Consider the following 21,470-nt stretch of genomic DNA (forward strand, 5'->3'; position numbering starts at 1 on the left):
CGTGCTCCCGATCCGCGACGGACTGAACCCGACGCGGCTGCGGCTGCCTGCCGGCGAGTGGCCGACGGTGCTGGAGTACCTGGTCGGACGGTTCCCTGACGACGCCACGCGAATCCGGGAAAAGGTAGGCCTCGGCGAGGTCGTCGACGAGCGCGGCACCGCTATTACCGGCGAAACCCCATACCGCGCCGGTAGTTTCGTCTTTCTCTACCGTGATCCACCACACGAGGACCGCGTCCCGTTCGAGATCGACATCCTGCACCGCGACGATGACCTACTCGTCGTCGACAAACCGCATTTCCTGGCCACGATGCCGCGCGGCATGTACGTCGTCGAGACGGCACTGGTCCGGCTCCGGCGCGAACTCGGCCTTCCCGACCTCAGTCCAGCCCACCGGCTCGATCGACTGACGGCCGGCGTCCTGGTTTTCACGGTCCGCCCGGAAGTCCGGCGCGCGTATCAGATGCTGTTCGCAGAACGCCTGGTGCGCAAGACGTATCACGCAATTGCGGGTTTCGATCCCGCGCTCGAGTTGCCACGGACCGTGCGCAGCCGGATCGTGAAAGAACGCGGCGTGCTCCAGGCCAGGGAGGTGGCGGGCGACCCGAACAGCGAGACCGTCGTAGAACTCCTGGACCGGAACGGTGACCACGGGTTGTACCGCCTGCTCCCCCACACCGGCAAGACGCATCAACTGCGCGTGCACATGAGTTCGCTCGGCATACCGATTGCCGGCGACAATTTCTACCCGGTGCTGTACGACGTCGCGCCCGGCGACTACTCGAATCCGCTACGGTTACTTGCCCATTCGCTCGAATTCGACGACCCGATCACCGGCGCCGCCCGCCGATTCGTCAGTGCGCGGACGCTCGGAAACCTCGCGGAGCAGACCCCGTCCAACGGCGAAAAGCATGCGTGAAGCTCGCCGTCTCGGCGTACCCCAACCGCTCGGCAACCTCGGCGACCGATAGCCGGGTCTGACCGAGCAGGTCTTGCGCGACCTGCATGCGGACCTCGTCGAGCAGGCTGCGGTAGGAGGTCCCCTCCTCGATCAGGCGGCGGCGAAACGTGCGCGGTGCAAGAAACAGCGACGCCGCAACCTGTTCCGCCGTCGGCGACCGTGCCGGGTTGCCGAGCAACACGTTGCGGACCTGGCCCGTGAGGCCGGTGTGCGTTTCGGACCGCTCGAGCAGTTCTCGGCATTGCTGCTCGGCCATTGCGGCTGTGTGCGGGTTCGCGAGCGGCAGCGGGAGCTCGACGCTGCTCCGACTGAAGCACGCGGCATACCGCGGCGCACCGAACTGGATGTCCGCATTCACCAGAGCGCGCAACCGCTCTGCGACCTCACGACCGGGGGATCGATGCGGTAGTTGAACACGATCCAACGGCACAAGGGGACCGACGAGCTCGCCCCGGAGCGCGTCGATGATCCCGATGTCACGTTCGGCGACGAAGGTCCGGTGCGACGGCGGCGCGGGTCCCGGGTCGACGACAAGCGCTACCTCGTCCCCCTCGTGCTGGGCTGTGATCTGACAGTAGGAAAAGGACAAATCGAGATAGCGCAGGCCGAGGTCGATTGCCGCCTGCAGCGTGGGACTGCTGATGAGCGCATATCCCCAAATGCCATGCGTTGTGACGTGGTAGCGCCGCCCTACTTCGATCCCGAGGCCCGGCCGGTCCAGCGCCGAACACAGATTGGCAATGACCGCGAGTTCCTGCTCTCGGGAAACCACGAGTTCGGGAGCTGCCAGCCCGGCAACCGACAACCCGGTGCCGCGCAGGCACTCGTCGGCCGCGAATCCCTGTTCGACGGCGAACTCCGTCATCAGCGCAACGCTCGGTGCGCGTCGCCGAACCAAAGCTGCCGTCACGCGAATCCCTCGTATCGATCGCCGCCGTGGCCAAATCTATCAAAATTGTGGCCGCCGCTCCCCTGGGTTCTGAGCTGTCGGAGCAATACAGTTGGATGGTGGCACGTGACGCACGTCACGGCCTCCACGCCAAGGAGAATGAGTGACCGAGCAGGATTCTTTCGATTACGTCATCGTCGGCGCAGGTAGCGCGGGCTGCGTGCTCGCCAATCGACTGAGTGAGAATGCCGGGACATCCGTGCTCTTACTCGAGGCCGGCGGCGAAGACGATGCCGACGAGATTCACATTCCCGCCGCGTTTGCGGGGCTGTTCAAGACCAAGTTCGACTGGAACTACGAAACGACCGAGCAGAAACACATGGGTGGCCGAAAGGCATTCTGGCCACGTATGAAGGCGCTCGGTGGCTGTTCGTCGATGAACGCCATGATCTACATCCGCGGGAACCGCGCGGATTACGACGGCTGGCGTGACAACTACGGCGCCGAAGGCTGGGGCTACGACGACATCCTTCCGTACTTCGTGAAGTCCGAATCGAACACCCGTCACAGCGCTCCGTATCACGGCACGGACGGTCCGCAGCATGTCGAAGACCGCCGCTATACCCACGAGCTGACCGACGCCTGGGTCGAGGCGGCAGTCGCCAGCGGGCTCAAGCCGAACGACGACTTCAACGGCGCCGATCAGGAAGGCGCCGGCCGCTACCAGGTGACGTGCAAGAAGGGGCACCGGTGGTCCACCGCCGACGGCTACTTGCGGCCGGCGCTGGAACGACCGAACCTCACGGTCCGCACGAACGCCCTCACCACGAAGGTGCTGCTTCGCGGCACCAAGGCGATGGGCGTGACGTACCAGAACAAGGGCGTCGAGCACACGGCGTACGCGAACGCCGAAGTCATTCTCTCGGGCGGCGCGATCAACTCGCCGCAACTGCTGATGCTGTCGGGAATCGGTCCGGCCGCGCATCTGCGCGAGGTCGGCGTCGACGTCGCCGTGGATCTGCCCGGCGTCGGCGAGAACCTGCACGATCATCCCGTGATTCCGTTGCTCTGGTACACGAAGGGCACTTCCGACCTCACCGATTTCGTCAACCCGGCCCGTCTCATCCAGTGGCAGGCAACCGGACGTGGTCCGCTTGCGTCGAACGTCGGCGAAGGCGGCGCGTTCTTCGCATCCCGAGACGGTTTGGCCGCACCCGACATCCAGATCCACGTCGCTCCGACGGGCTTCTACGACAATGGTTTCCGCGAGCCCCTTTCGCAAATGTTCACGTGCGGTGTGACACTCGTGAACGTCGCCAGCCGGGGCAACCTGCGGCTGCGGTCTGCCGACCCGTCCTGGAAGCCGGCGATGGATCCTGCGTACTTCGCGGATCCGGCCGACATGGATGCCGTAATCGCCGGCTGTCGAACATCTTTCGATATCGCCGAGCATGCACCGATCAACGGTTTCCTCGATCGCCCGTTCATTCCGGGCAAGGTCGACGGCGCGACCGACGAAGAACTCGCCGAGCACGTTCGCACCTGGACGCAGACGCTCTATCACCCCGTCGGCACCTGTGCGATGGGTGGCAGCGACGATTCGGTCGTCGATCTACAGCTACGCGTTCGCGGTGTCGACAACCTGCGCGTAGTCGACGCGTCCGTCATGCCGGAAGTCGTCCGGGGCAACACCAACGCACCAACGATCATGATCGCCGAAAAGGCCGCCGACCTCATCCTCGGCCGCACCCCGTCAGGAGCTACCAGATGACCACCACAGCAGACGTTTCCACCGAAACCTTCGATTCACTCGATCCTGCGACCGGTGACGTCGTAGGTACCTACCCGGTCAATACAGCCGAGCAGGTCGACGAGACCGTCGAAAAGGCGCGCGTCGCAGCGGAATGGTGGAGTGGGCTCACCTACGACGAGCGTGGCCAGCGGCTACGCGCATTCGCCGGTGTCATCGCGCGCCGGATGGCTCAACTCGCAGACGTGATTCACCTCGAGACCGGCAAGCCGCATTCCGATGCCCAACTCGAGGCCGCTCTGGCTCTCGACCACATCGCCTGGGCGTCGAAGAACTCCAAGAAGGTTCTGGGCCGCAAGAGCGTCTCGTCGGGCCTGATCATGTCGGACCACTCGGCGTCGGTGGAATACCTGCCGCTCGGCGTGATCGGCGTGATCGGTCCGTGGAACTACCCCGTCTTCACCCCGCTGGGCTCCATCACCTATGCGCTCGCGGCCGGCAACGCGGTCGTCTTCAAGCCGAGCGAGTACACGCCTGGCGTCGGCGCGTGGCTGGTCAACGCGTTTGCGCAGGTTGTTCCGGAAGCTCCTGTACTGCAGCTGATTACAGGTTTCGGCGCCACCGGAGAAGCGCTGTGCCGGTCGGGTGTGAACAAGATTGCGTTCACGGGTTCGGCAGCGACAGGCAGGCGCGTCATGCACGCGTGCGCCGACACGCTGACGCCGGTGATCATCGAGGGCGGCGGCAAGGACGCACTCATCGTCGATGCGGACGCCGACATCAAGAAGGCCGCCGACGCAGCCGTCTGGGGTGGTCTCGCCAATGCCGGCCAGACCTGCGTCGGAGTCGAGCGTGTGTACGTCCATCAGGATGTGTACGACGAATTCATCACCGCCGTAACCGAATTGGCCGAGCCAATTAGAGCGGGCGGCGACGCGGACGCCAAAATCGGCGCCATGACGATGCCGAGCCAGCCCGACGTGGTCCGCCGGCACATCACCGACGCGCTCGAGCGCGGCGGCCGGGCAATTCTCGGCGGCCTCGGATCGGTCGGCGAGCGGTTCGTCCAGCCGACGATCCTCGTCGACGTGCCGGAAGACTCCATCGCGAACACCGAGGAAACGTTCGGACCGACGCTGACCATCGCCAAGGTTCGCGACATGGACGAGGCAGTGAAGCTGACGAACAACTCGAAGTACGCCCTCGGCTCCACGGTGTTCTCGAAGAAGCGCGGCAAGGAGCTCGCCCACCGCATCCGGTCGGGAATGACGGCCGTCAACTCCGTCATCTCGTTTGCGGCAATTCCGTCGCTCCCGTTCGGCGGCATCGGCGACTCCGGCTTCGGCCGCATTCACGGTGCCGACGGGCTCCGCGAGTTCACCTACGCCAAAGCTGTTGCGAGCCGGCGCATGCCGGGCCTCATGAACCTCACGAGCTTCGGTCGAACGGCCTCGAACGACAAGGCAGTCATAACCCTCGCCAACGTGCTTCACGGACGCGGCTGATCCCAGATCGGTCCCCAGACACCCCCACTTGGCTCTCGAGTGGGGGTGTTTTGGACTTCACGCCGTCACCGACAATATTTCTTGTCTTGACAAATTTTGTTTTCGGTACGACAGTTGTCCCATGCACGAAGTAGCAGTCATCAACAGTTCGGCCGCCGCCGAGATCTCGCTGGACCCCACCCGGGCCGCGTTGCTGGCCGCACTGGTCGAACCGGGTTCCGCATCGAGCCTGGCCGGCCAGGTCGGGCTGACGCGACAGAAGGCCAACTACCACCTCCACGCGCTCGAAAAGCACGGGCTGATCGAACTCGTGGAGGAACGCAAGAAGGGCAACGTCGTCGAGCGGCTGATGCAAGCGACCGCCGCGTCCTTCGTCATCTCCCCTACCGCGCTCTCGGCAGTCGCGCCAGATCCCAGCCGGTTCCCGGACCAGCTGTCGGCACGCTGGATGCTCGCGCTCGCCGCACGGCTGGTCCGTGAGGTCGGTGACCTCATCACCGGCGCAACAGCGGCCAAGCGGCAACTCGCGACCTTTGCGATCGACAGCGACATTCGTTTCGCCTCGGCCGCGGACCGTGCCGCATTCGCAGAAGAGCTGAGCGAGTCAGTCAAGACACTGGTTGCCAAGTACCACAACGAAACTACGGCGAACGGGCGCAACCACCGATTCGTCGTCGCCCTACATCCGAGCCCCAAGAAGGAGCAATAGCCATGCCCGAGTTCAAGATTCAGCGCCAGGTCGTACTGCACGCCAGCCCGCAGGAGGTGTTCGACGCGATCACCGCGGGCACGGCGGGCTGGATGTTTCCGACGGGTGGCGACCCTGCAATCGACGGCACGCAGCCCGATGCCGACCCCGTCGTCGCGTGGGAACCGCCCAACAAGTTTGCGGTACGCCAGGAAGCCGACGGGTGGTTCAACGCCCTCGAGTACCTGATCGAGGCGCGCGACGGCAGTACGGCAACGCTTCGGTACGTGCATTCCGGCATCTTCACCGACGACTGGGACAACCAGTACGACGGCGCCGGCAGGCACACCGATTTCTACCTCCACAGTCTGGGCCAGTATGTACGTCATTTCCCCGGCCGACCGGTCACCTACGTGTCCGCAGATGGACCGCAAGGATCGGCGACACCCGACGGAGTCGACATCCTCCGTCGGGCAATCGGATTGGGCGCCACCGCACAGGTCGGAGACGCGGTAACTTTCGATGTGCCCGGCTTGGGCACGATCGACGCCGAAGTCGATTACGCCAACGACTACTTCATCGGCCTCCGCAGCGCCGACACCCTGTACCGCTTCTATGGCCGCAACCACTTCGGCGGCACAGTCGACGCCGCGCATCACATCTTCGACCCGACCGCCGACCAGGAGGCGACGCAGGCAGCGTGGCAAGCCTGGCTCGACAACGTTTACGCCTGACGACTTGACCTCAACCATAGTTCAGGTTGAACACTCGTATGCAGACAACCCGAAACCCCTAGGAGTTCAGATGACCACCACCCTCGAAACCCGCACGCAGCGAATCAAATCCCTCGAACTGACCCGTGTCGAAGCCGTCGTGGCGACCGTCGTAGTCGGCCTCGCCGTGAACCTCTTACTGTGGCTCATCGGCCTCGGCGCCGGTGGCTCGTTCGAGGTCACCGATGCCGGCGAAAAGATGACTGTCGCGCCGGGCGGCGTCGTCGTCCTGTCCGTCGTGCCCACGATCGTCGGTATGACCGCCGCCGCACTGCTGTCACTCCGATGGGTGAGCGTGATCCGTATCGCCCAGGTCGTCGGACCGGTCCTGTCGCTCGCCACGATCGCGGGAACCATCCTGTCCGACTTCGACGGTGCGTCCACGGTGTCGCTCGCCGCGATGCACGTCGCACTCGCCGCGGTCGTCTACTTCGGACTCGAGGGCATGCGCCGCGGCATCACCAAGTAGTTCGCAACGTCGCGCCGAGCTTGGCGGCCTCGTAGTGCGCCAGCTCGCGCGCGATTTGCGCGTCAGCGGTAGCAAGCTTCGGCCCGAATCGTCTGTTCGAACGCCATTTCGCGGGTCGGCTCACCGACGACCGATTGACCGCGCCGCTGACGATTCTGGGCACATTCCGCGACTGAACTTCTTGACCAAGTAGCGCGTGAAAAGGGGAGAATCAAGACATCACGATCTTGAACAGCCCACCTGAGGAGTTCGAATGCCCGGTGCACTTTCGGTCAGGTCGTTGACTCTGACCAGAACCCAAGCCGTTCCTGCCACCGTGCTCGGCGCGCTCGCCGTCAACCTGGTGATCTGGTTGATCGGATTGGCTGCAGGCGGCAGTTTCGAGTTCGTCGACGAGAACGATGTAGCACGAAAGGCCGCGCCGATGGGTGTCATCGTCCTGACGCTCGGACCGGCAACGGTCGGCATGCTGGCCGCGGCACTGCTCTCGCTGCAGTGGCCGATCTTCGTTCGGATCGCGCAGGTCATCGGCCCGGTACTGGCTCTTCTGACGATCTGGCTCACGATCGACGCGGACTTCGACGGCGTGAGTACGACCGCCCTTGCCGCGATGCATGTGGTCCTCGCAATCGCACTCGTCGTCGGCCTGGAAGCGATGTACCGCGGAATCAACGTGCGCGCGCAACAGGGAATCCGATGACCACCTTCGACGGACTGCCCACCCATCCACTTCTCGTCCACGTCATCGTCGTACTCACACCGCTGACCGCGGTGCTCGCAATCGCGTGCGCCCTCTGGCCCGCGGCACGCCGCCGATTCATCTGGCTGCTGCTGCCGTTCGCCTTGATCGTCCTCGTGCTCACCCCCATCACAACCAACGCGGGCGAATGGCTCGAAGACCAGTTCGGCGAAGTGCCTGCCATCGAAACCCACGCCGACCTGGGCGAGACGATGATCTACTTCGCGCTCGCGCTGACGCTCGTCGCAGCGGCAGTCACGGCGGTGCACTACTTCGAGCAGCGCGCGAAACCGTTGAAACCCGCCGTGGTGTGGGCGATCGCTGCTGTCACGATCGTTGTGGCGATCGCGACGTGCGTGCAGGTCTACCGCATCGGCGACTCGGGTGCTCGCGCCGTGTGGGGCACGACCGCTCTCGCCGAGCCCTAAGTCGAGGCAGCAGCGGGTTCGTCCTCTTCCGCTTCCGCCGTATCGGCGAGGTGGGCGCTCGGCGCGAAGTCGTCGGCGTCCGGCCATTCGATCTCGTCGGGCAATGTGTAGTTCTTCGTCATTGTCTCGGTCAACCGGCGATGCAATCTGGCCCGTTCTACGTCGGATTCCGCGTTTCGGTGCTTTGCATGAGCGAGGTTCTTCATCTCGAGCGGATCCGCCGCCAGGTCGTACAGTTCGTACTCCATCGGAGCGCCGCCATACGGGTCGTAATACACCGCATACTTCCAGAGGTCCTCGACGATCGCGCGGATGAATCGGGCCCCCGTCACGGGAAAGACGTCGTCCTCGTAGGTGAAGTGCAGCACGTCCTGAACCGTGACTGCCGGATCAGCCAGAATCGGGGTGAGGTCGTGTCCCCTGAAACCGTGGTTTTCGCGGCCCGGCGCGTCCGCAATCGTCGCGAGTGTTGGCAGAACATCGATCAGGCTCGCGAACGAATCCGTCTGCTTCGGTTCCGGATACATCCGCGGATTGGAGAAGATCAGCGGAACACTCAATGATTCCCGGTAGGCGTTGTAGAACTTCTGCCGACTGCGGCCGTGTGCCATGCCGAGCTCACCATGATCACTGGTCCGGACGATCAGCGTGTCGTCGGTGAGCCCTTTTGCGTCGAGCGCATCGAGGACCTTCATGATCTCGCTGTCGACCTGCTTGTGCAGATATGCATAGAAGTTGGCATAGGTGAGTTGCCGCTCTTTCGTGCGGACATGTCCCGTCGCGAGGCCGAGGAACTTCCGAAATCCAGCGTGCACACTGGGTTTCGTCGACAGATCGTCGTCCACGCTTGCCGGAAGGCCGATTCCGACGTCCTTGAAGTCTTCCAGACGATAGCCGCCCTGGGCATACGTGGGAGTGAAGTTCCGTTCCTTCAACGCACGAATGCCGCGGCCCGGATACTCCTGCACGTCGTGCGGATTGACGAGCGCGACGATGAGGCAGAACGGCTCAGGTCGGTCGTAGGTCTCGATGAAGTTGACCGCGCTTTCGCGGTGCATGTCTTCGTGCGGACGATCATGTCCCGCCGCGGTGCCGGTGCCGTCGACGAAGCGTCCATCATTGTTGACGGATCCACCGCCGAGATCGGCCAGGCTGGTCGGATCGCTCATATCCGGCGGATTCCAGCCGTGGAAACCGTACCGGTTCGCCAGGTGTTTCTTGTCCGCGTCGGACCAGTAGTACCGCTTCATCTCGGCGTTGTAGCGGACGGGACGGGTCAGGTGCAGTTTCCCTTTGAGTGCGACGTGGTAGCCGGCCGCAGCCATCGTCGTCGCAAGGTTTGGCAGGCGACTGGGCAGGACCGAAAGATGGCGTTGCACTTCGGATTTGGGATCGTCACTCGTGACAATGTTCTTGACACCGTGCTCGGCCGGATACCGACTGGTAAGTAGGGTGCCGCGGCTGGCCGAACACGCCGCCGCATTGCACTGGGCACGGGTGAACTGCATACCGTGCGCCAGTATTCGATTCCGGGCCGGGAGATTGGCCTCCGCCCAGCCGTCCGGCCAGTGCATCACTTCACGCTCTTGGTCGGTGATGATGATCAGAATGTTGGGCTTGCTCGGCAGGTCTGCGAAGGTCACGGCGCCCTCGATTCGTTCGACTGCGAACTCGGTGCGCAAATTCTAACGCTGCCGTTATGGTGATGAGCAATGATTCTCGACCCGCATGCACCGCCCGCTCCAGACATGATCTGGATTCCGGGCGGCGAGTTTCTCATGGGATCCGACGACCACTATCCGGAAGAAGCTCCCGCACATCGAGTCTCCGTCGACGGGTTCTGGATCGACCGTTTCCAGGTGACGAACACCCAGTTCCAGAAGTTCGTCGCCACAACGGGTTACGTGACGCTCGCGCAACGCGCACCGAATCCGGCCGACTATCCCGGCGCGCACCCGGACATGCTTGTTCCGTCCTCGACGGTTTTCGTGCAACCGAAGGTTCCCGTAGACCTGAGCAACCACTACAACTGGTGGCGATTCGTTCCCGGTGCCGACTGGCGCCACCCGCGGGGTCCGGATTCGTCCATCAAAGGCAAGTCGAAACATCCCGTCGTGCATGTCGCCTTCGAAGACGTCGAGGCGTACGCAGCATGGGCCGGCAAGCAACTCCCCACCGAAGCGCAATGGGAATTCGCCGCACGCGGTGGGCGCGATGCTGTCGAGTTCGCTTGGGGTAACGAACTTTTGCCGGATGGCAGGTTCATGGCCAACACCTGGCACGGCGATTTCCCGCTGACGAACCATATGCCGGACGGCTTCAAATGGACCTCTCCGGTCGGCACGTTTCCGGCGAACGGGTTCGGCCTGTACGACATGATCGGAAATGCCTGGGAGTGGACGACCGACTGGTTCGGCGACCGGCATATGGTCACGCATGCGTGCTGCACTGTCACCAATCCGCTTGGTGGCGAACGGGACACGAGCTACGACCCCGCCGAACTGGCGCAGGGCCTCCGCATCCCGCGCCGAGTGATCAAGGGCGGTTCACACCTGTGCGCGCCGAACTACTGCCGGCGCTACCGGCCTGCCGCCCGGATGCCGCAGACAATCGATACGTCGACGTCGCATCTGGGATTCCGCTGCATCGTCCGCGCGTAGCCGTCTCCTATGCTATGTTGCATAGCATATTGCCGACGGAGGAAGCCACGTGAGCGAAGAGAAGCTGAAAACGACCGCGTGCGTGCTGTGCGAATGCAACTGCGGAATCACCGTCGAACTCGACGGACGTCGATTCGCGAAGATCCGCGGCGACAAGACGCACCCCGCATCGGAGGGTTACACCTGCGAGAAAGCAATGCGCCTCGACCTCTACCAGAACGGCCCACATCGCATCTCCACGCCTATGAAGCGCGTTGCGGACGGCAGCTACGTCGAAATCGACTGGGACACAGCACTCGACGAGATCGCAGCAAAGTTGACCGCGATCAAAGCGCGCTACGGCGGCGACACGATCTTCTTCTATGGCGGCGGTGGACAGGGCAACCATCTCGGTTCGGCGAACGCTCTCGCGCTGCGCGGGGCGTTGGGCTCGACGTTCCACTCGAATGCGCTGGCACAGGAAAAGACCGGCGAAATCTGGGTCGATGGCCGCCTGTACGGCGGGCACACCAAGGGCGATTTCGAGCACGCCGAAGTCCTGGTGTTCGTCGGCAAGAATCCCTGGCAATCGCACAGCTTCCCGCGCGCCCGGCCCACCCTGAAGCAGGTCGCGACCGACCCAGCACGGTCGATGATCGTCATCGATCCCCGAGTCAGCGAAACCGCAGCCATGGCCGACTACCACCTGCAGGTTCGACCGGGTGGCGATGCGTGGCTGGTCGCCGCACTGGTCGCGGTGATTGTGCAGGAGAACCTCGTCGACGCCGACTTCATCGCGGCGCATACCAGCGGCTACGACGAGGTACGTGCCGCTTTCGCGGCCGTCGACATCCCCGCATTCGCTGCGACCAGCGGTGTCTCGGAAGAGCAGATCCGTTCCGCGGCAAGGCGAATCGCGACAGCGTCGAGCGTCTGCGTGTACGAGGACCTCGGCATTCAGCAGGCACCGAACAGCACCCTCGTCTCGTACCTGAACAAGATGCTGTGGATCCTCACCGGCAATTTCGGCCGCCCTGGCACGATGTTTCTGCACTCCAGCTTCGCCGCCCTTGCCGGCGGATCCGGACCGCCCGTAGGCCCGCGCCGCACGCCGACTCGGTTGGACCGGGCGAAGAAGGCCGCGACCACCAGGGCCGTCACATTGGCAGGCACAGCGCTCGGCCGAGCCCTTCCGGCTCTTTCGGGCCCCCTCGGACCCGTCGTCGAAAGCGGGTCACGGCGCTTGCTCGAGGCGATGGTGCCGCTTGCCGGTGGCATGCTTTCCGGCGGTGGCGGGGGTGGGGCAGGCCGAACGACGCCAGTCACCGGAGCGAAGATCATCGGCGGACTCATTCCGTGCAACTCGATCGCCGACGAAGTTCTGACCGACCACCCCGACCGCTTCCGGGCGATGTGGATCGACAGTTCGAATCCTGCTCACTCGCTCGCCGACTCGAAACGCTTCCGCGACGCCATGCGCGAACTCGAGTTGTCGGTCGTCATCGATGTCGCGTTCACCGAAACCGCACGGCAGGCAGACTACGTACTCCCGGCGGCGAGCCAATTCGAGAAGCCGGAGGCAACCTTCTTCAACTTCGAGTTTCCGAAGAACGTCTTCCACCTGCGCAAACCGATCCTCGAACCGATGACGGGCACTAGGTCGGAGCCGGAGATCTACGCTGCGCTGCTGCGCCGGATGAACGTCGTGGACGAGGCGACGCTCGATCGCCTGCGAACTGCCGCGCGGGCAGGGAGGGACACCTTCGGTGCGACCTTCCTCGCGACTGTCGCCGGCGCACCGCGGCTCGCGAAGGTCGCGCCGTACCTGCTCTACGAAACGCTCGGGGAGACGCTGCCGCGTGAATTGCGCGGCGCCGCTGTGTTGTGGGGTGTCGCCCAGATGTGCGCTCTGTCGAACGGTGCGGCAGTCGCGCGCGCTGGTTTCACAGGTAAAGGCCTCACGCCTGGGAACAGATTGTTCGATGCGGTCCTGAACACGCCGACCGGTGTCGTGTTCACCGCCGACACCTGGGACGACGTGTGGCACTACGTCAAGCGCCGGGACCGCCGCTTCACCATCGCGGTCGACGACTTCCTCGACCAGGTCCGCGGCCTCGGCACCGCACGGTCGGTGTGGACGACCGACGAGTTCCCGCTCGTTCTCGCCGCCGGAGAACGGCGCTCGTTCACTGCGAACACGATCATGCGCAATCCCGAATGGCGACGGCGAGATCGCCAGGGGAACCTGCGGATCAGCGCCGGCGATGCGGGAGCGTTGCGCATCGCCGACGGCGAGAGCGCGCGCCTGGTCACCGAACGCGGCGAGGCAATTGTCACCGTCGAGATCAGCGACATGATGGCGAGCGGAAACATCGCCCTGCCCAACGGGTTCGGTCTCGACTTCCCAGCCGCAGACGGTTCGAGCCGGTCCGCGGGCGTGGCACCGAACGAGCTGACGAGCCTCGGCCTCAAGGACGAGTTCGCCGGCACGCCATGGCACAAGCACGTCCCGGCCCGGCTGGAAGCGCTCGCCCCTGTGCGCGATTAGCGAGTCCCTGGACTCTCCAACCGCGCACGGGGTGTCAGCCGTGAGCTATGTAGGACTCCAACTGCTCGCGGTCGCTCTCGAGCTGGCTGATCCGGCTCTTCACTACGTCGCCGATGCTGACAATGCCCGCGAGTGAGCCGTCAGGGTCGACGACCGGCATATGGCGGACACGACGCTGGGTCATCGCCTCGGCGAGGCTGTCGACCGTGTCGTCGGGCGCGCATGTGTAGACGTCCTTGGTCATGATCTCCGATACCCGGCTGTGCATGAGGGCCTCGCCGTCTGCGTGCAACTTTCGCACGACATCTCGCTCGGAAACGATGCCGATCACCCGCTGCCCGTCGAGCACAACCAAGGCACCTACGTTGTGATCCGCAAGGGCGGCAATCAGTTCCGCGACAGTCGCCGTCGGCTCGACCGTCGCTACAGCCGCGCCCTTGACCCTCAGCACGTCTGAGATCCGCATCTCGAACACCTCGATCCAGCATTGGTTCGTGCGAAACGTGTGATTGCTCCAGGATATTCACACAGCAGCGCTGGTGAAAGGTGCTTACGAACCTGGTTTTGCCGTGTCGGCCAGCGAAGCATCCAGTACGGCCATGAGATGACGGCGAATCACGGGCCAGTTCGCGTAGACGTCACCCATGCCCGGTATGGGCGACATGATGACGGCCCCCCGAATCGTCGACACCGCCAGATCGATCAGATCGCCGAAATCCGGCCGTGCGGCGTAGGTCGGGACCATCGACACCGCAATCGATTGCATTGCAGTTCTGCCGAATCCGAGGATGGCGCCGATGTTCGCGGCCATGTCGGGGTCGGTTCGTGCGACATTGAACAATTCGAAGACCGCGGGGCAGATCGGCAGGTTGTGCAACTCCCACAGGCGTTCCAGCAGAATCTCCGCACGCTCGCGCTCGGTATCCGCATCGATCGGGCGCGCGGCCGCTTGCGCAGCGAGTTGTTCGACCAACCGGTGCATTGCGGCCTCGACGAGAGTTGTTTTGGTCGGGAAGTAATGCTGCTGCGCGCCTTGGCTGACACCCGCCCGGTCGGCGACGCCTCTGGTGGTCAGAGCTGTGTAGCCGACGTCGACGAGCGTTTCGATAGTCGCGTCGAGTAGGGCCGTGACTGTCGCAGCGCGGCGCTCGGCCTGCGTTCGCGTGCGGGTTTCCATCGTCGGATCGTAGCGACTCCCGACTTATAAGTCGAGGGACTTGTAAGTCACTCGACTGGTAACTAGAGTCCGACCTTGCAAGTCAACGTTGACGAGGAGCGGTATGAAGCAACTGAATGGCAAAGTCGCTGTCGTGACCGGCGCGGGATCCGGCATCGGTCGTGCACTGGCGATCGACCTGACAAAGCGAGGTGCGCGGGTCGCGATCTCCGACGTCGACGCTGCCGGACTCGCCGAAACGGCGAAGATCTGCCGGACGCACGGCCCGTCGCCGCATGTCCAGGTCCTCGATGTCAGCAACCGCGAGGACATGACCGCGTACGCCGATACGGTCGCCAAGTTCTACGGCACGGTCAACCTCGTCATCAACAACGCCGGCATCACGATCTTCGGAACCGTCGAGGACTCGCCGTATGCGGACGTCGAGAAAGTCATGAACGTCGACTTCTGGGGCGTCGTGCACGGCACCAAGGCCTTCCTCCCACACCTGATAGCTTCCGGCGACGGGCACATCGTGAACATCTCCAGTGTCTTCGGTCTGTTCAGCGTGCCGACCCAAAGTTCTTACAATGCAGCAAAGTTCGCAGTTCGCGGCTATACGGAGTCGCTACGCCAGGAGATGCTGGTCGCCGGCCATCCCGTCGGCGTCACCTGTGTGCACCCGGGCGGCATCAAGACCAACATCGTCCGGAACGCGACGTCGAGCACGGGCGTCGAGATGGAAGCCCTGCGAAAGCTTTTCGAGGAGAAGCTGACTCACACGAGCCCGGAGTCTGCCGCTCAGACGATCCTGCGCGGTGTCACGTCGAGCGACTCGCGCGTCCTGATCGGTTTGGACGCAAAGGCTTTCGACCTGATCGTTCGGGTGCTCGGCCCGAGCTATCAACGAATCTTTGCCACGGCAAGCAGATTCCTGCTGGGAGCGCACGTCGCCCCGAAGGTGCCTGCAGCGAAATCACCTGAGGCGGTGTCCGTATGACCAGGACAGTCGCACTGACCGACGCCGTCGCACTCCCCTGCGGCCAGCAGTTGCCCAACCGCTTCATGAAGTCCGCGCTGAGCGAGGCGCTCGCCGATTCCCGCAACCGTCCCACCGAGCGTCTCGAAAGGCTCTACGCGCGTTGGTCAGATGGTGGATACGGGCTCGTGGTCACCGGAAATGTGCAGGTCGACGGCAGGCATCTCGGCGAGCCGGGCAACGTCGTCGTCGAGGACGACTCGAATCTCGACGGCTTGAAACGGTGGGCCGCAGGCTTCAAGGAAGGCGGCACGCCGCTCTGGATGCAGATCAATCATCCTGGACGGCAATCGAATCCACTCGCCCGCAGCAAGCCGGTCGCGCCGAGCGCGATCGCGGCGAAGGTGCCGGGCGCGACGCGGCCCCGTGAACTGACCGATGCCGAGATCGTAGACATCATCGAACGATTTGCGACGACCGCCGCCGTTGCCGAAGCCGCCGGATTCGACGGCGTCCAGATCCATGGTGCGCACGGCTACCTGGTGACGCAGTTTCTCTCACCGCTGGTCAACCAGCGGACCGACCGTTGGGGCGGAGATGCGACACGGCGCCGGCAGTTCGTGCTCGAAATCGTGCGCCGGATTCGCAGCAACGTTTCGCCCGGGTTCGCCGTCGGCATCAAACTCAATTCCGCAGATTTCCAGCGGGGCGGGTTCACCGAGGACGAGTCCCGCGACGTGGTCCGTGCGCTGGTGGACGAAGGCATCGACATGATCGAGGTCAGCGGTGGTTCCTACGAAGCCCCCGCGATGATGGGTGCCGTCCGCGCGTCGACGGCAGCGCGTGAGGCGTACTTCCTCGACTACGCGCGGTCGGTTGCCGACCTCGCCGGCAATGTCCCGATTGCCGTCACGGGCGGCTTCCGCACCCTGGCCGCAATGGCCGAAGCTGTTTCCGCCGGCGACTGCGACATCGTCGGGCTCGGTCGTCCCGCATGCACGACGCCCGACGCACCGAGCGCGCTGCTGGAGCAGCGAACCGACAAGCTGACCACGGGCCGGATCTCCCTCCCCATGTCGGGCCGAATCGACGACCTTCGGAAGCTGGAAAGTCTGCTCGATTTGCAGTGGCACACAGACCAAATGCACCGCATGGGCGACGCCAAGGAACCCGACCACAACCGGCAGTGGTGGCAGACGCTCGTTTCCACGGCGGTCCGCAACGGAACCGACACACTGCGTCCGAAACGGGGCTGAGCACAGACCACGGGAAGCCATGATCGGTAGGTCCGCGTAGCCTGCGGAAATGACCCTCGATCATGGCGACCCGGGCGATGCGCCCACCGTCCCACCACCGTTGACCGCCGTTGCCGATCCGGCGCGTCCGTCCGCAGCGGAAGAGGCAAGAACTCTCGCCGCATCGACCAACGTCGCAACACTCGCGAGCCTCACCTCGGACGGCGATCCGTGGGCGTCGTTCATCACCTACGGCCTGCTCGACGGTGCGCCGGTCCTCTGTGTGTCCCGGATGGCCGAACACGGGCGGAACCTCGCACACGATCCGCGTGCGAGCCTCGCGATCGTCACCCCGGACCCGCCGAAGGACCCACTGGCGAGCACTCGGATCACGCTCGCCGGCGTCGTCGAGCGACCGGTCGGCGACGAACTCGCAGCTGCCCGCGAGGCACATCTCGCCGCGGTGCCCGCGGCGAAAATCTACATCGACTTCAGCGACTTCTCACTGTGGGTGTTGCGCGTGCAGCGCGTGCGCTGGGTCGGCGGGTACGGGCGGATGGACTCCGCGACAGCCGAGGATTACAACGCTGCCACTGCCGATCCGATCAGCCCCGTCGCCGGCGGCGCGATCACGCATCTCAACGACGACCACGCCGACTCACTGCTTGCGATGGCGCAGGTACTCGGCGGATTTCCGGACGCAACCGTCGCGACCTGCTTCGGTGCGGATCGGTATGGACTCGATCTCGACGTGACCACACCGCGCGGCTTCGCGGTGACCCGCGTCGGTTACGCGGCACCGATCTCAGCAATCGGTGAACTGCGGGCAGCCACCGTCGAACTCGCACGTCGATCCCGAATATCGAACGGGTAGATCGCGCATAATCGACATTTGCAACGGCATTTCCCTCGTTATGAAGGACGGTAGGCGATGACCGACACCGATGTTCTCGTCGCAGGCGCAGGGCCGATCGGCCTGACTGCAGCAATCGAATTGCGGCGGAGGGGAATTCGGTGCCGAATCGTCGACCCCCTGCTCGAACCACCGCAGTATGCGAAGGCGGTCGGCGTTCAGCCCCGGACACTCGAAGTGTTCGAGGGCATGGGCGTACTGCGGCAGGTCCTCGACGCCGGAATCCAGATGCGCGGCCAGATCGTCTACGTCAACGGCGAGCAGGTCAACCGGATGGATATGGTCGTGCCCACCGACGTGCCCTTCGGATTCATCGGATTGCCGCAGTACGCCACGGAACGGATCCTGCGCGAGCGGCTGACCGAACTCGGTCTGGAGATCGAACGGGGCGCCGGGCTCACGTCTTTCGAGCAGGACGCTGACGGAGTGAGTGCCGTCCTGTCCACAGGCGAGGAGGTCCGCGCGCAGTATCTGATCGGCTGCGATGGTGCGCACAGCGTGGTCCGCAAGTCGCTGGGGCTCACCTTCGAAGGCGCCGCCTTCGAGGAGCAGTACATGCTCGGTGACGTCGAGGTCGACTGGAACCTACCGCGGGAGTATGGAGTCCGAGCGACACACCAGACCGACGGCAAGGTCGACGACGTACTCGTGTGTATTCCGCTGCCCGGCCGGCGCCGGTACCGCATGTCGATGTTCGTGCCCGAGGACCTCGCGAGCGCGCCCGCGTCGACCGGTGACAAGATCGCGCACGGTTTCGAAGGCGGCAGGGCACCTGAACTGTCGCATATCCAAGCGGTGCTGGACCGGCTCTCGCCAGAGCCGACCACAGCAAAGAACCTGCGCTGGTCTTCGGTTTTCAGGATCAGCCATCGAGTCGTCAATTCCTACGGCCGCGGACGGGTTTTCATTGCCGGCGACGCCGCTCACATCCATCCGCCTACCGGCGCGCAAGGCATGAACACCGGTATTCAAGACGCGCACAACCTGGCCTGGAAGCTTGCCTTGGCGGCACGCGGCATCGGCGCCGCGGAACTGCTCGATAGCTACGATGCCGAGCGCCGTCCTGTCGGCGAAGAGGTGGTCGGCAGGACGGTTCGCAGCGCACGTGAAGGAATCGGTGCCGATTCGAAGGACCCGGACTTCATCATTCGGCGCGAGGCGCAGTTGCTCATCAACTACGCGGACAGCCCGATCGTCGCGAAATCGGATGCAGCCGAGCCACTTCCGCACGCGGGCACTCGTGCACCGGATGCAACGGGCCTGACGCGGGAGGTCGTGGCCTGGCCATTGCGACTATTCACGTTGCTCGGCAGGTTGCGCCACACTGCGCTGATCTATGCGGACGCGACGACGACCGAGGCAGACCTCGCCGGGCTCGAAGACATCGCGCGAGCCGCGACGGAAGCTGCGCACGGACTGCTCGACGTGTACATCGTCGCGGACCCGAAAGCCGATGTTGCAGAAGCACTTCTGCCGACGGTCCGGGACGCCGACGGGAATTTCGCTCAGCTGTACAACGTCTCGTCGTCCGCCGTATTCATCGTTCGCCCCGACGGCTACCTCGGTTACGCCGGGCGATCGATTTCAGCAGACGGCATCGTCGCGTATCTGCAGAAGACGTTCAGCTAGGACGCGAGCTCTTGAGCAGTCCCGAACCGGTCGCGTGCAATGCGGTTGCGGCCCTGTCCCATTGGCGCTTTGCGCGGGTTTTGTCGGGTTCGACGAAGTTGGAAATCAGGATCCCGCGAATCGTGTCCATCGCGGTGAAGATGAAGGACACGAGTTCACGGCTCGCGTCGCGGCCGGGGAATGCTTGTTGGAGTGCCGTCAGGATGTTCGACGTCGCGAGGGGTTCGAATTTGGCCATCTCGCTCGCAAGCAGCGGGTCGGTTCGCCCTGCAACCCACAACTCGACGGTTGCAACGAAGATCGGTCCTTGATGGACGTCCCACAACAAATCCAGGATGCCGCGTATCGGATCCTGTGCAGAATTGAAGCTTCCGATCTCGTGGAGCGCGGCCTCTGCGCGACGCGCTGCGAGATGCTGAATTGCAGCGACAACGAGGTCTGTCTTCGATCGGAAGTGGTGCACTTGCGCTCCACGCGTCACGCCGGCTTTTTCGGCAACCCGTGGGGTTGTCGTACCGGCGTAGCCGAACTCGACGAGGCAGTCGATTGTGGCGTCCAGTAGGCGCACCTGCATTTCGGCGCTGCGTTGTTCCTGGGTGCGCCGAACCTTCGGCTGCGAGGGTGCACCGCTCGTGGACATGGTCGCATCCTACTTGCGCGGCTATCCGCTCACCGGAACGCCGGCAGTGTGAGTGCGTGTTGGCCGAGTGTGTTGCGGGCGTGCACGATTGCATGCGGTGCCAGTTCGTAGCTCCACAACGGACAGGCCCGGTTCGGCATCGAGTCGCTCCGACAGTGTCTCCACCATCCGGTTCGCCTCCGCCGTGGCCGTGCACGCCCGACCGTGCCCGCTGCGCGGCAACACTGCACCACAACGCGAGTAGGCGTCGACCTGCAAGTCTGTGACCGCACTCATCGAGTGCATAGTTCTACAGGCCGCCACGCCGACCCACCACCTGCAAAACCGCACTCTCGACACGGACCCCCGCAACGGCCTACAGCGAGGCGGCCAACGACCTACTGATCACGAGTCGCTGAATCTGGTTGGTGCCTTCGAAGATCTGGGTAATTTTGGCTTCGCGCATGTACCGCTCGACGCGGAAGTCACGGGTGTAACCGTAGCCGCCCAGCACCTGGACCGCGTCGGTCGTGACTTTCATCGCGGCGTCTGTGGCGACAAGTTTCGCGACGGATGCGTTGCGCGAGTAAGGAAGTCCAGCATCGCGGCGACGTGCGGCGTCGACGTAGGTCGCGCGGGCGGAATCCACCGCGGCGGCCATGTCGGCAAGCAGGAAGCCGAGGCCCTGGTGGTCGATGATGTTCTTTCCGAAAGCTTTTCGCTCTTTCGCGTAGGCGACCGCATCATCGAGAGCGGCTTGGGCGATGCCAACGGCGACTGCCGCGATCCCCAGTCGGCCGGAATCCAATGCGCTGAAAGCGATCTGGAGGCCCTGCCCTTCGTCACCGAGTCGGCGTTCGGCGGGCACGAAGGCTCCGTCGTAGAACGCGGCCGTGGTCGGTACCGCGTGCAACCCCATCTTCTCTTCGGGCTTGCCGAACGAAAGGCCTTCCAGCCCATTCGGAATCAAGAAGCACGAAATTCCCCGCGACCCTTCGCCTGTCCGTGCGAACAGGCTGTAGAAGTCGGCAATCCCGCCGTGTGTGATCCAGGCTTTCGCGCCGTCGATCAGATAGCCACCCTCGGTCGGTGCTGCCTTGCAGTTCAGCGCTGCGGCATCCGATCCGGCCTGCGGCTCGGAAAGGCTGTAGCCGCCGACCATCGAGCCGCTGAGCATCTCGGGGAGCCACTTGGCCTTCTGCTCGTCGGTGCCGTATGTGAACAGGGGGAAGCACGCCAAGCTGTGGACGCTGACAGCTACGGCGACTGCTGCCCAGCGCGCGGCAAGTTCTTCGAGAACCTGCAGGTAGACCTCGTAGGGCTGGGCACCGCCGCCCCACTCCTCCGGGTACGGAAGACTCAGCAGTCCCGCTTCGCCGAGCGTGCGGAAGACGCCGTCCGGATACGTTTCGAGCTTTTCGTGCTGATCGACCGCTGGCGCGAGCACTTTGTCGGCCACGTCGCGGGTCAACGCGATCAGATCGCGGGCATCGTCAGTTGGGAGCAGGCGTTCGACGGGCACGAGTCCTCCAGGCAGCAGTACTGCGACG

20 protein-coding genes are annotated in these 21,470 nt (G+C 64.1%); 14 read left to right on the forward strand and 6 right to left on the reverse strand.

The annotated features are described in order from the left end of the window. Position 1 precedes the first annotated feature (1 nt). Positions 2–919: an RluA family pseudouridine synthase gene (locus JGU72_RS06155; protein WP_374101085.1), complete on the forward strand. Its 918-nt coding sequence runs from the start codon at positions 2–4 to the stop codon at positions 917–919. Here the strand turns inward: JGU72_RS06155 and JGU72_RS06160 are convergent. Continuing rightward, a complete protein-coding gene (locus tag JGU72_RS06160; RefSeq protein WP_199682796.1) occupies positions 855–1,871 on the reverse strand; it encodes an AraC family transcriptional regulator in 1,017 nt (338 codons plus the stop codon). The genes JGU72_RS06155 and JGU72_RS06160 overlap by 65 nt on opposite strands. A 142-nt stretch (positions 1,872–2,013) precedes the next feature. Between JGU72_RS06160 and JGU72_RS31200 the strand changes: the two genes are divergently transcribed. The 7 genes from JGU72_RS31200 (at position 2,014) to JGU72_RS06195 (ending at position 8,202) form a co-directional block, all read left to right on the forward strand. Next, complete coding sequence (locus JGU72_RS31200) at positions 2,014–3,621, forward strand: GMC family oxidoreductase (RefSeq protein ID WP_199682797.1); 1,608 nt, start codon at positions 2,014–2,016, stop codon at positions 3,619–3,621. After that, complete coding sequence (locus JGU72_RS06170; RefSeq protein ID WP_199682798.1) at positions 3,618–5,105, forward strand: aldehyde dehydrogenase family protein; 1,488 nt, start codon at positions 3,618–3,620, stop codon at positions 5,103–5,105. Before JGU72_RS31200 ends, JGU72_RS06170 begins: the two co-directional genes overlap by 4 nt. 121 nt (positions 5,106–5,226) lie before the next feature. Continuing rightward, complete coding sequence (locus JGU72_RS06175; RefSeq protein ID WP_199682799.1) at positions 5,227–5,814, forward strand: ArsR/SmtB family transcription factor; 588 nt, start codon at positions 5,227–5,229, stop codon at positions 5,812–5,814. A gap of 2 nt (positions 5,815–5,816) precedes the next feature. Beyond that, positions 5,817–6,527: an SRPBCC family protein gene (locus JGU72_RS06180; protein WP_199682800.1), complete on the forward strand. Its 711-nt coding sequence runs from the start codon at positions 5,817–5,819 to the stop codon at positions 6,525–6,527. A 70-nt stretch (positions 6,528–6,597) separates the two neighbouring features. After that, entirely contained in the window at positions 6,598–7,035 is a 438-nt protein-coding gene (locus JGU72_RS06185) for a DUF6069 family protein (protein ID WP_199682801.1), read from the forward strand. Positions 7,036–7,288: 253 nt separating this feature from the next. Next, positions 7,289–7,735, forward strand: a complete 447-nt coding sequence (locus JGU72_RS06190; protein WP_199682802.1) for a DUF6069 family protein — start codon at positions 7,289–7,291, stop codon at positions 7,733–7,735. Beyond that, a complete protein-coding gene (locus JGU72_RS06195; protein ID WP_199682803.1) occupies positions 7,732–8,202 on the forward strand; it encodes a DUF2231 domain-containing protein in 471 nt (156 codons plus the stop codon). The genes JGU72_RS06190 and JGU72_RS06195 overlap by 4 nt, the downstream gene beginning before the upstream one ends. Here the strand turns inward: JGU72_RS06195 and JGU72_RS06200 are convergent. Then, positions 8,199–9,884: a sulfatase-like hydrolase/transferase gene (locus JGU72_RS06200; protein ID WP_199682804.1), complete on the reverse strand. Its 1,686-nt coding sequence runs from the start codon at positions 9,882–9,884 to the stop codon at positions 8,199–8,201. The genes JGU72_RS06195 and JGU72_RS06200 overlap by 4 nt on opposite strands. 30 nt (positions 9,885–9,914) lie before the next feature. Here JGU72_RS06200 and JGU72_RS06205 point away from each other — a divergent pair, with 30 nt between their 5' ends. Beyond that, positions 9,915–10,862, forward strand: a complete 948-nt coding sequence (locus JGU72_RS06205; RefSeq protein ID WP_233531142.1) for a formylglycine-generating enzyme family protein — start codon at positions 9,915–9,917, stop codon at positions 10,860–10,862. A 49-nt stretch (positions 10,863–10,911) separates the two neighbouring features. After that, entirely contained in the window at positions 10,912–13,389 is a 2,478-nt protein-coding gene (locus JGU72_RS06210; protein ID WP_199682805.1) for a molybdopterin-dependent oxidoreductase, read from the forward strand. 34 nt (positions 13,390–13,423) lie between these two features. On the opposite strand, the gene JGU72_RS06215 is transcribed toward JGU72_RS06210, so the two are convergent. Further along, positions 13,424–13,855 carry a CBS domain-containing protein gene (locus tag JGU72_RS06215; protein ID WP_199682806.1) on the reverse strand — a complete coding sequence of 144 codons (432 nt, stop codon included), beginning with the start codon at positions 13,853–13,855 and terminating at the stop codon, positions 13,424–13,426. A gap of 84 nt (positions 13,856–13,939) precedes the next feature. Beyond that, positions 13,940–14,566: a TetR/AcrR family transcriptional regulator gene (locus JGU72_RS06220; RefSeq protein ID WP_199682807.1), complete on the reverse strand. Its 627-nt coding sequence runs from the start codon at positions 14,564–14,566 to the stop codon at positions 13,940–13,942. Positions 14,567–14,669: 103 nt separating this feature from the next. On the opposite strand from JGU72_RS06220, the gene JGU72_RS06225 reads away from it, so the two are divergent. The 4 genes from JGU72_RS06225 to JGU72_RS06240 are packed head-to-tail and all read left to right on the forward strand — an operon-like array spanning position 14,670 to position 19,301. Further along, complete coding sequence (locus JGU72_RS06225; RefSeq protein WP_199682808.1) at positions 14,670–15,545, forward strand: SDR family NAD(P)-dependent oxidoreductase; 876 nt, start codon at positions 14,670–14,672, stop codon at positions 15,543–15,545. Beyond that, positions 15,542–16,780 carry an NADH:flavin oxidoreductase/NADH oxidase family protein gene (locus JGU72_RS06230; RefSeq protein WP_199682809.1) on the forward strand — a complete coding sequence of 413 codons (1,239 nt, stop codon included), beginning with the start codon at positions 15,542–15,544 and terminating at the stop codon, positions 16,778–16,780. Before JGU72_RS06225 ends, JGU72_RS06230 begins: the two co-directional genes overlap by 4 nt. A 49-nt stretch (positions 16,781–16,829) precedes the next feature. Continuing rightward, positions 16,830–17,633 (forward strand): HugZ family pyridoxamine 5'-phosphate oxidase, encoded by an 804-nt coding sequence (locus JGU72_RS06235; RefSeq protein WP_199682810.1) that lies wholly within the window; start codon positions 16,830–16,832, stop codon positions 17,631–17,633. A gap of 57 nt (positions 17,634–17,690) precedes the next feature. Further along, positions 17,691–19,301 (forward strand): FAD-dependent monooxygenase, encoded by a 1,611-nt coding sequence (locus JGU72_RS06240; protein ID WP_199682811.1) that lies wholly within the window; start codon positions 17,691–17,693, stop codon positions 19,299–19,301. Here JGU72_RS06240 and JGU72_RS06245 read toward each other — a convergent pair. Then, entirely contained in the window at positions 19,294–19,941 is a 648-nt protein-coding gene (locus tag JGU72_RS06245; RefSeq protein ID WP_233531147.1) for a TetR/AcrR family transcriptional regulator, read from the reverse strand. The two genes, JGU72_RS06240 and JGU72_RS06245, sit on opposite strands and share 8 nt — an antisense overlap. Positions 19,942–20,296: 355 nt before the next feature. Next, positions 20,297–21,442: an acyl-CoA dehydrogenase family protein gene (locus JGU72_RS06250; RefSeq protein WP_199682812.1), complete on the reverse strand. Its 1,146-nt coding sequence runs from the start codon at positions 21,440–21,442 to the stop codon at positions 20,297–20,299. Between the last annotated feature and the right edge of the window lie 28 nt (positions 21,443–21,470).

Source organism: Antrihabitans auranticaus, assembly GCF_016481275.1.
In the GTDB taxonomy this organism is placed as follows: Bacteria; Actinomycetota; Actinomycetes; order Mycobacteriales; family Mycobacteriaceae; genus Antrihabitans.

Coding starts and splice junctions, on each gene's coding strand:
- JGU72_RS06170 (WP_199682798.1), top strand. CDS start 3,618: ATGACCACCACAGCAGACGTTTCCACCGAAACCTTCGATTCACTCGAT.
- JGU72_RS06175 (WP_199682799.1), top strand. CDS start 5,227: ATGCACGAAGTAGCAGTCATCAACAGTTCGGCCGCCGCCGAGATCTCG.
- JGU72_RS06180 (WP_199682800.1), top strand. CDS start 5,817: ATGCCCGAGTTCAAGATTCAGCGCCAGGTCGTACTGCACGCCAGCCCG.
- JGU72_RS06185 (WP_199682801.1), top strand. CDS start 6,598: ATGACCACCACCCTCGAAACCCGCACGCAGCGAATCAAATCCCTCGAA.
- JGU72_RS06190 (WP_199682802.1), top strand. CDS start 7,289: ATGCCCGGTGCACTTTCGGTCAGGTCGTTGACTCTGACCAGAACCCAA.
- JGU72_RS06195 (WP_199682803.1), top strand. CDS start 7,732: ATGACCACCTTCGACGGACTGCCCACCCATCCACTTCTCGTCCACGTC.
- JGU72_RS06205 (WP_233531142.1), top strand. CDS start 9,915: ATGATTCTCGACCCGCATGCACCGCCCGCTCCAGACATGATCTGGATT.
- JGU72_RS06215 (WP_199682806.1), bottom strand. CDS start 13,855: ATGCGGATCTCAGACGTGCTGAGGGTCAAGGGCGCGGCTGTAGCGACG.
- JGU72_RS06220 (WP_199682807.1), bottom strand. CDS start 14,566: ATGGAAACCCGCACGCGAACGCAGGCCGAGCGCCGCGCTGCGACAGTC.
- JGU72_RS06225 (WP_199682808.1), top strand. CDS start 14,670: ATGAAGCAACTGAATGGCAAAGTCGCTGTCGTGACCGGCGCGGGATCC.
- JGU72_RS06230 (WP_199682809.1), top strand. CDS start 15,542: ATGACCAGGACAGTCGCACTGACCGACGCCGTCGCACTCCCCTGCGGC.
- JGU72_RS06235 (WP_199682810.1), top strand. CDS start 16,830: ATGACCCTCGATCATGGCGACCCGGGCGATGCGCCCACCGTCCCACCA.
- JGU72_RS06240 (WP_199682811.1), top strand. CDS start 17,691: ATGACCGACACCGATGTTCTCGTCGCAGGCGCAGGGCCGATCGGCCTG.
- JGU72_RS06245 (WP_233531147.1), bottom strand. CDS start 19,941: ATGTCCACGAGCGGTGCACCCTCGCAGCCGAAGGTTCGGCGCACCCAG.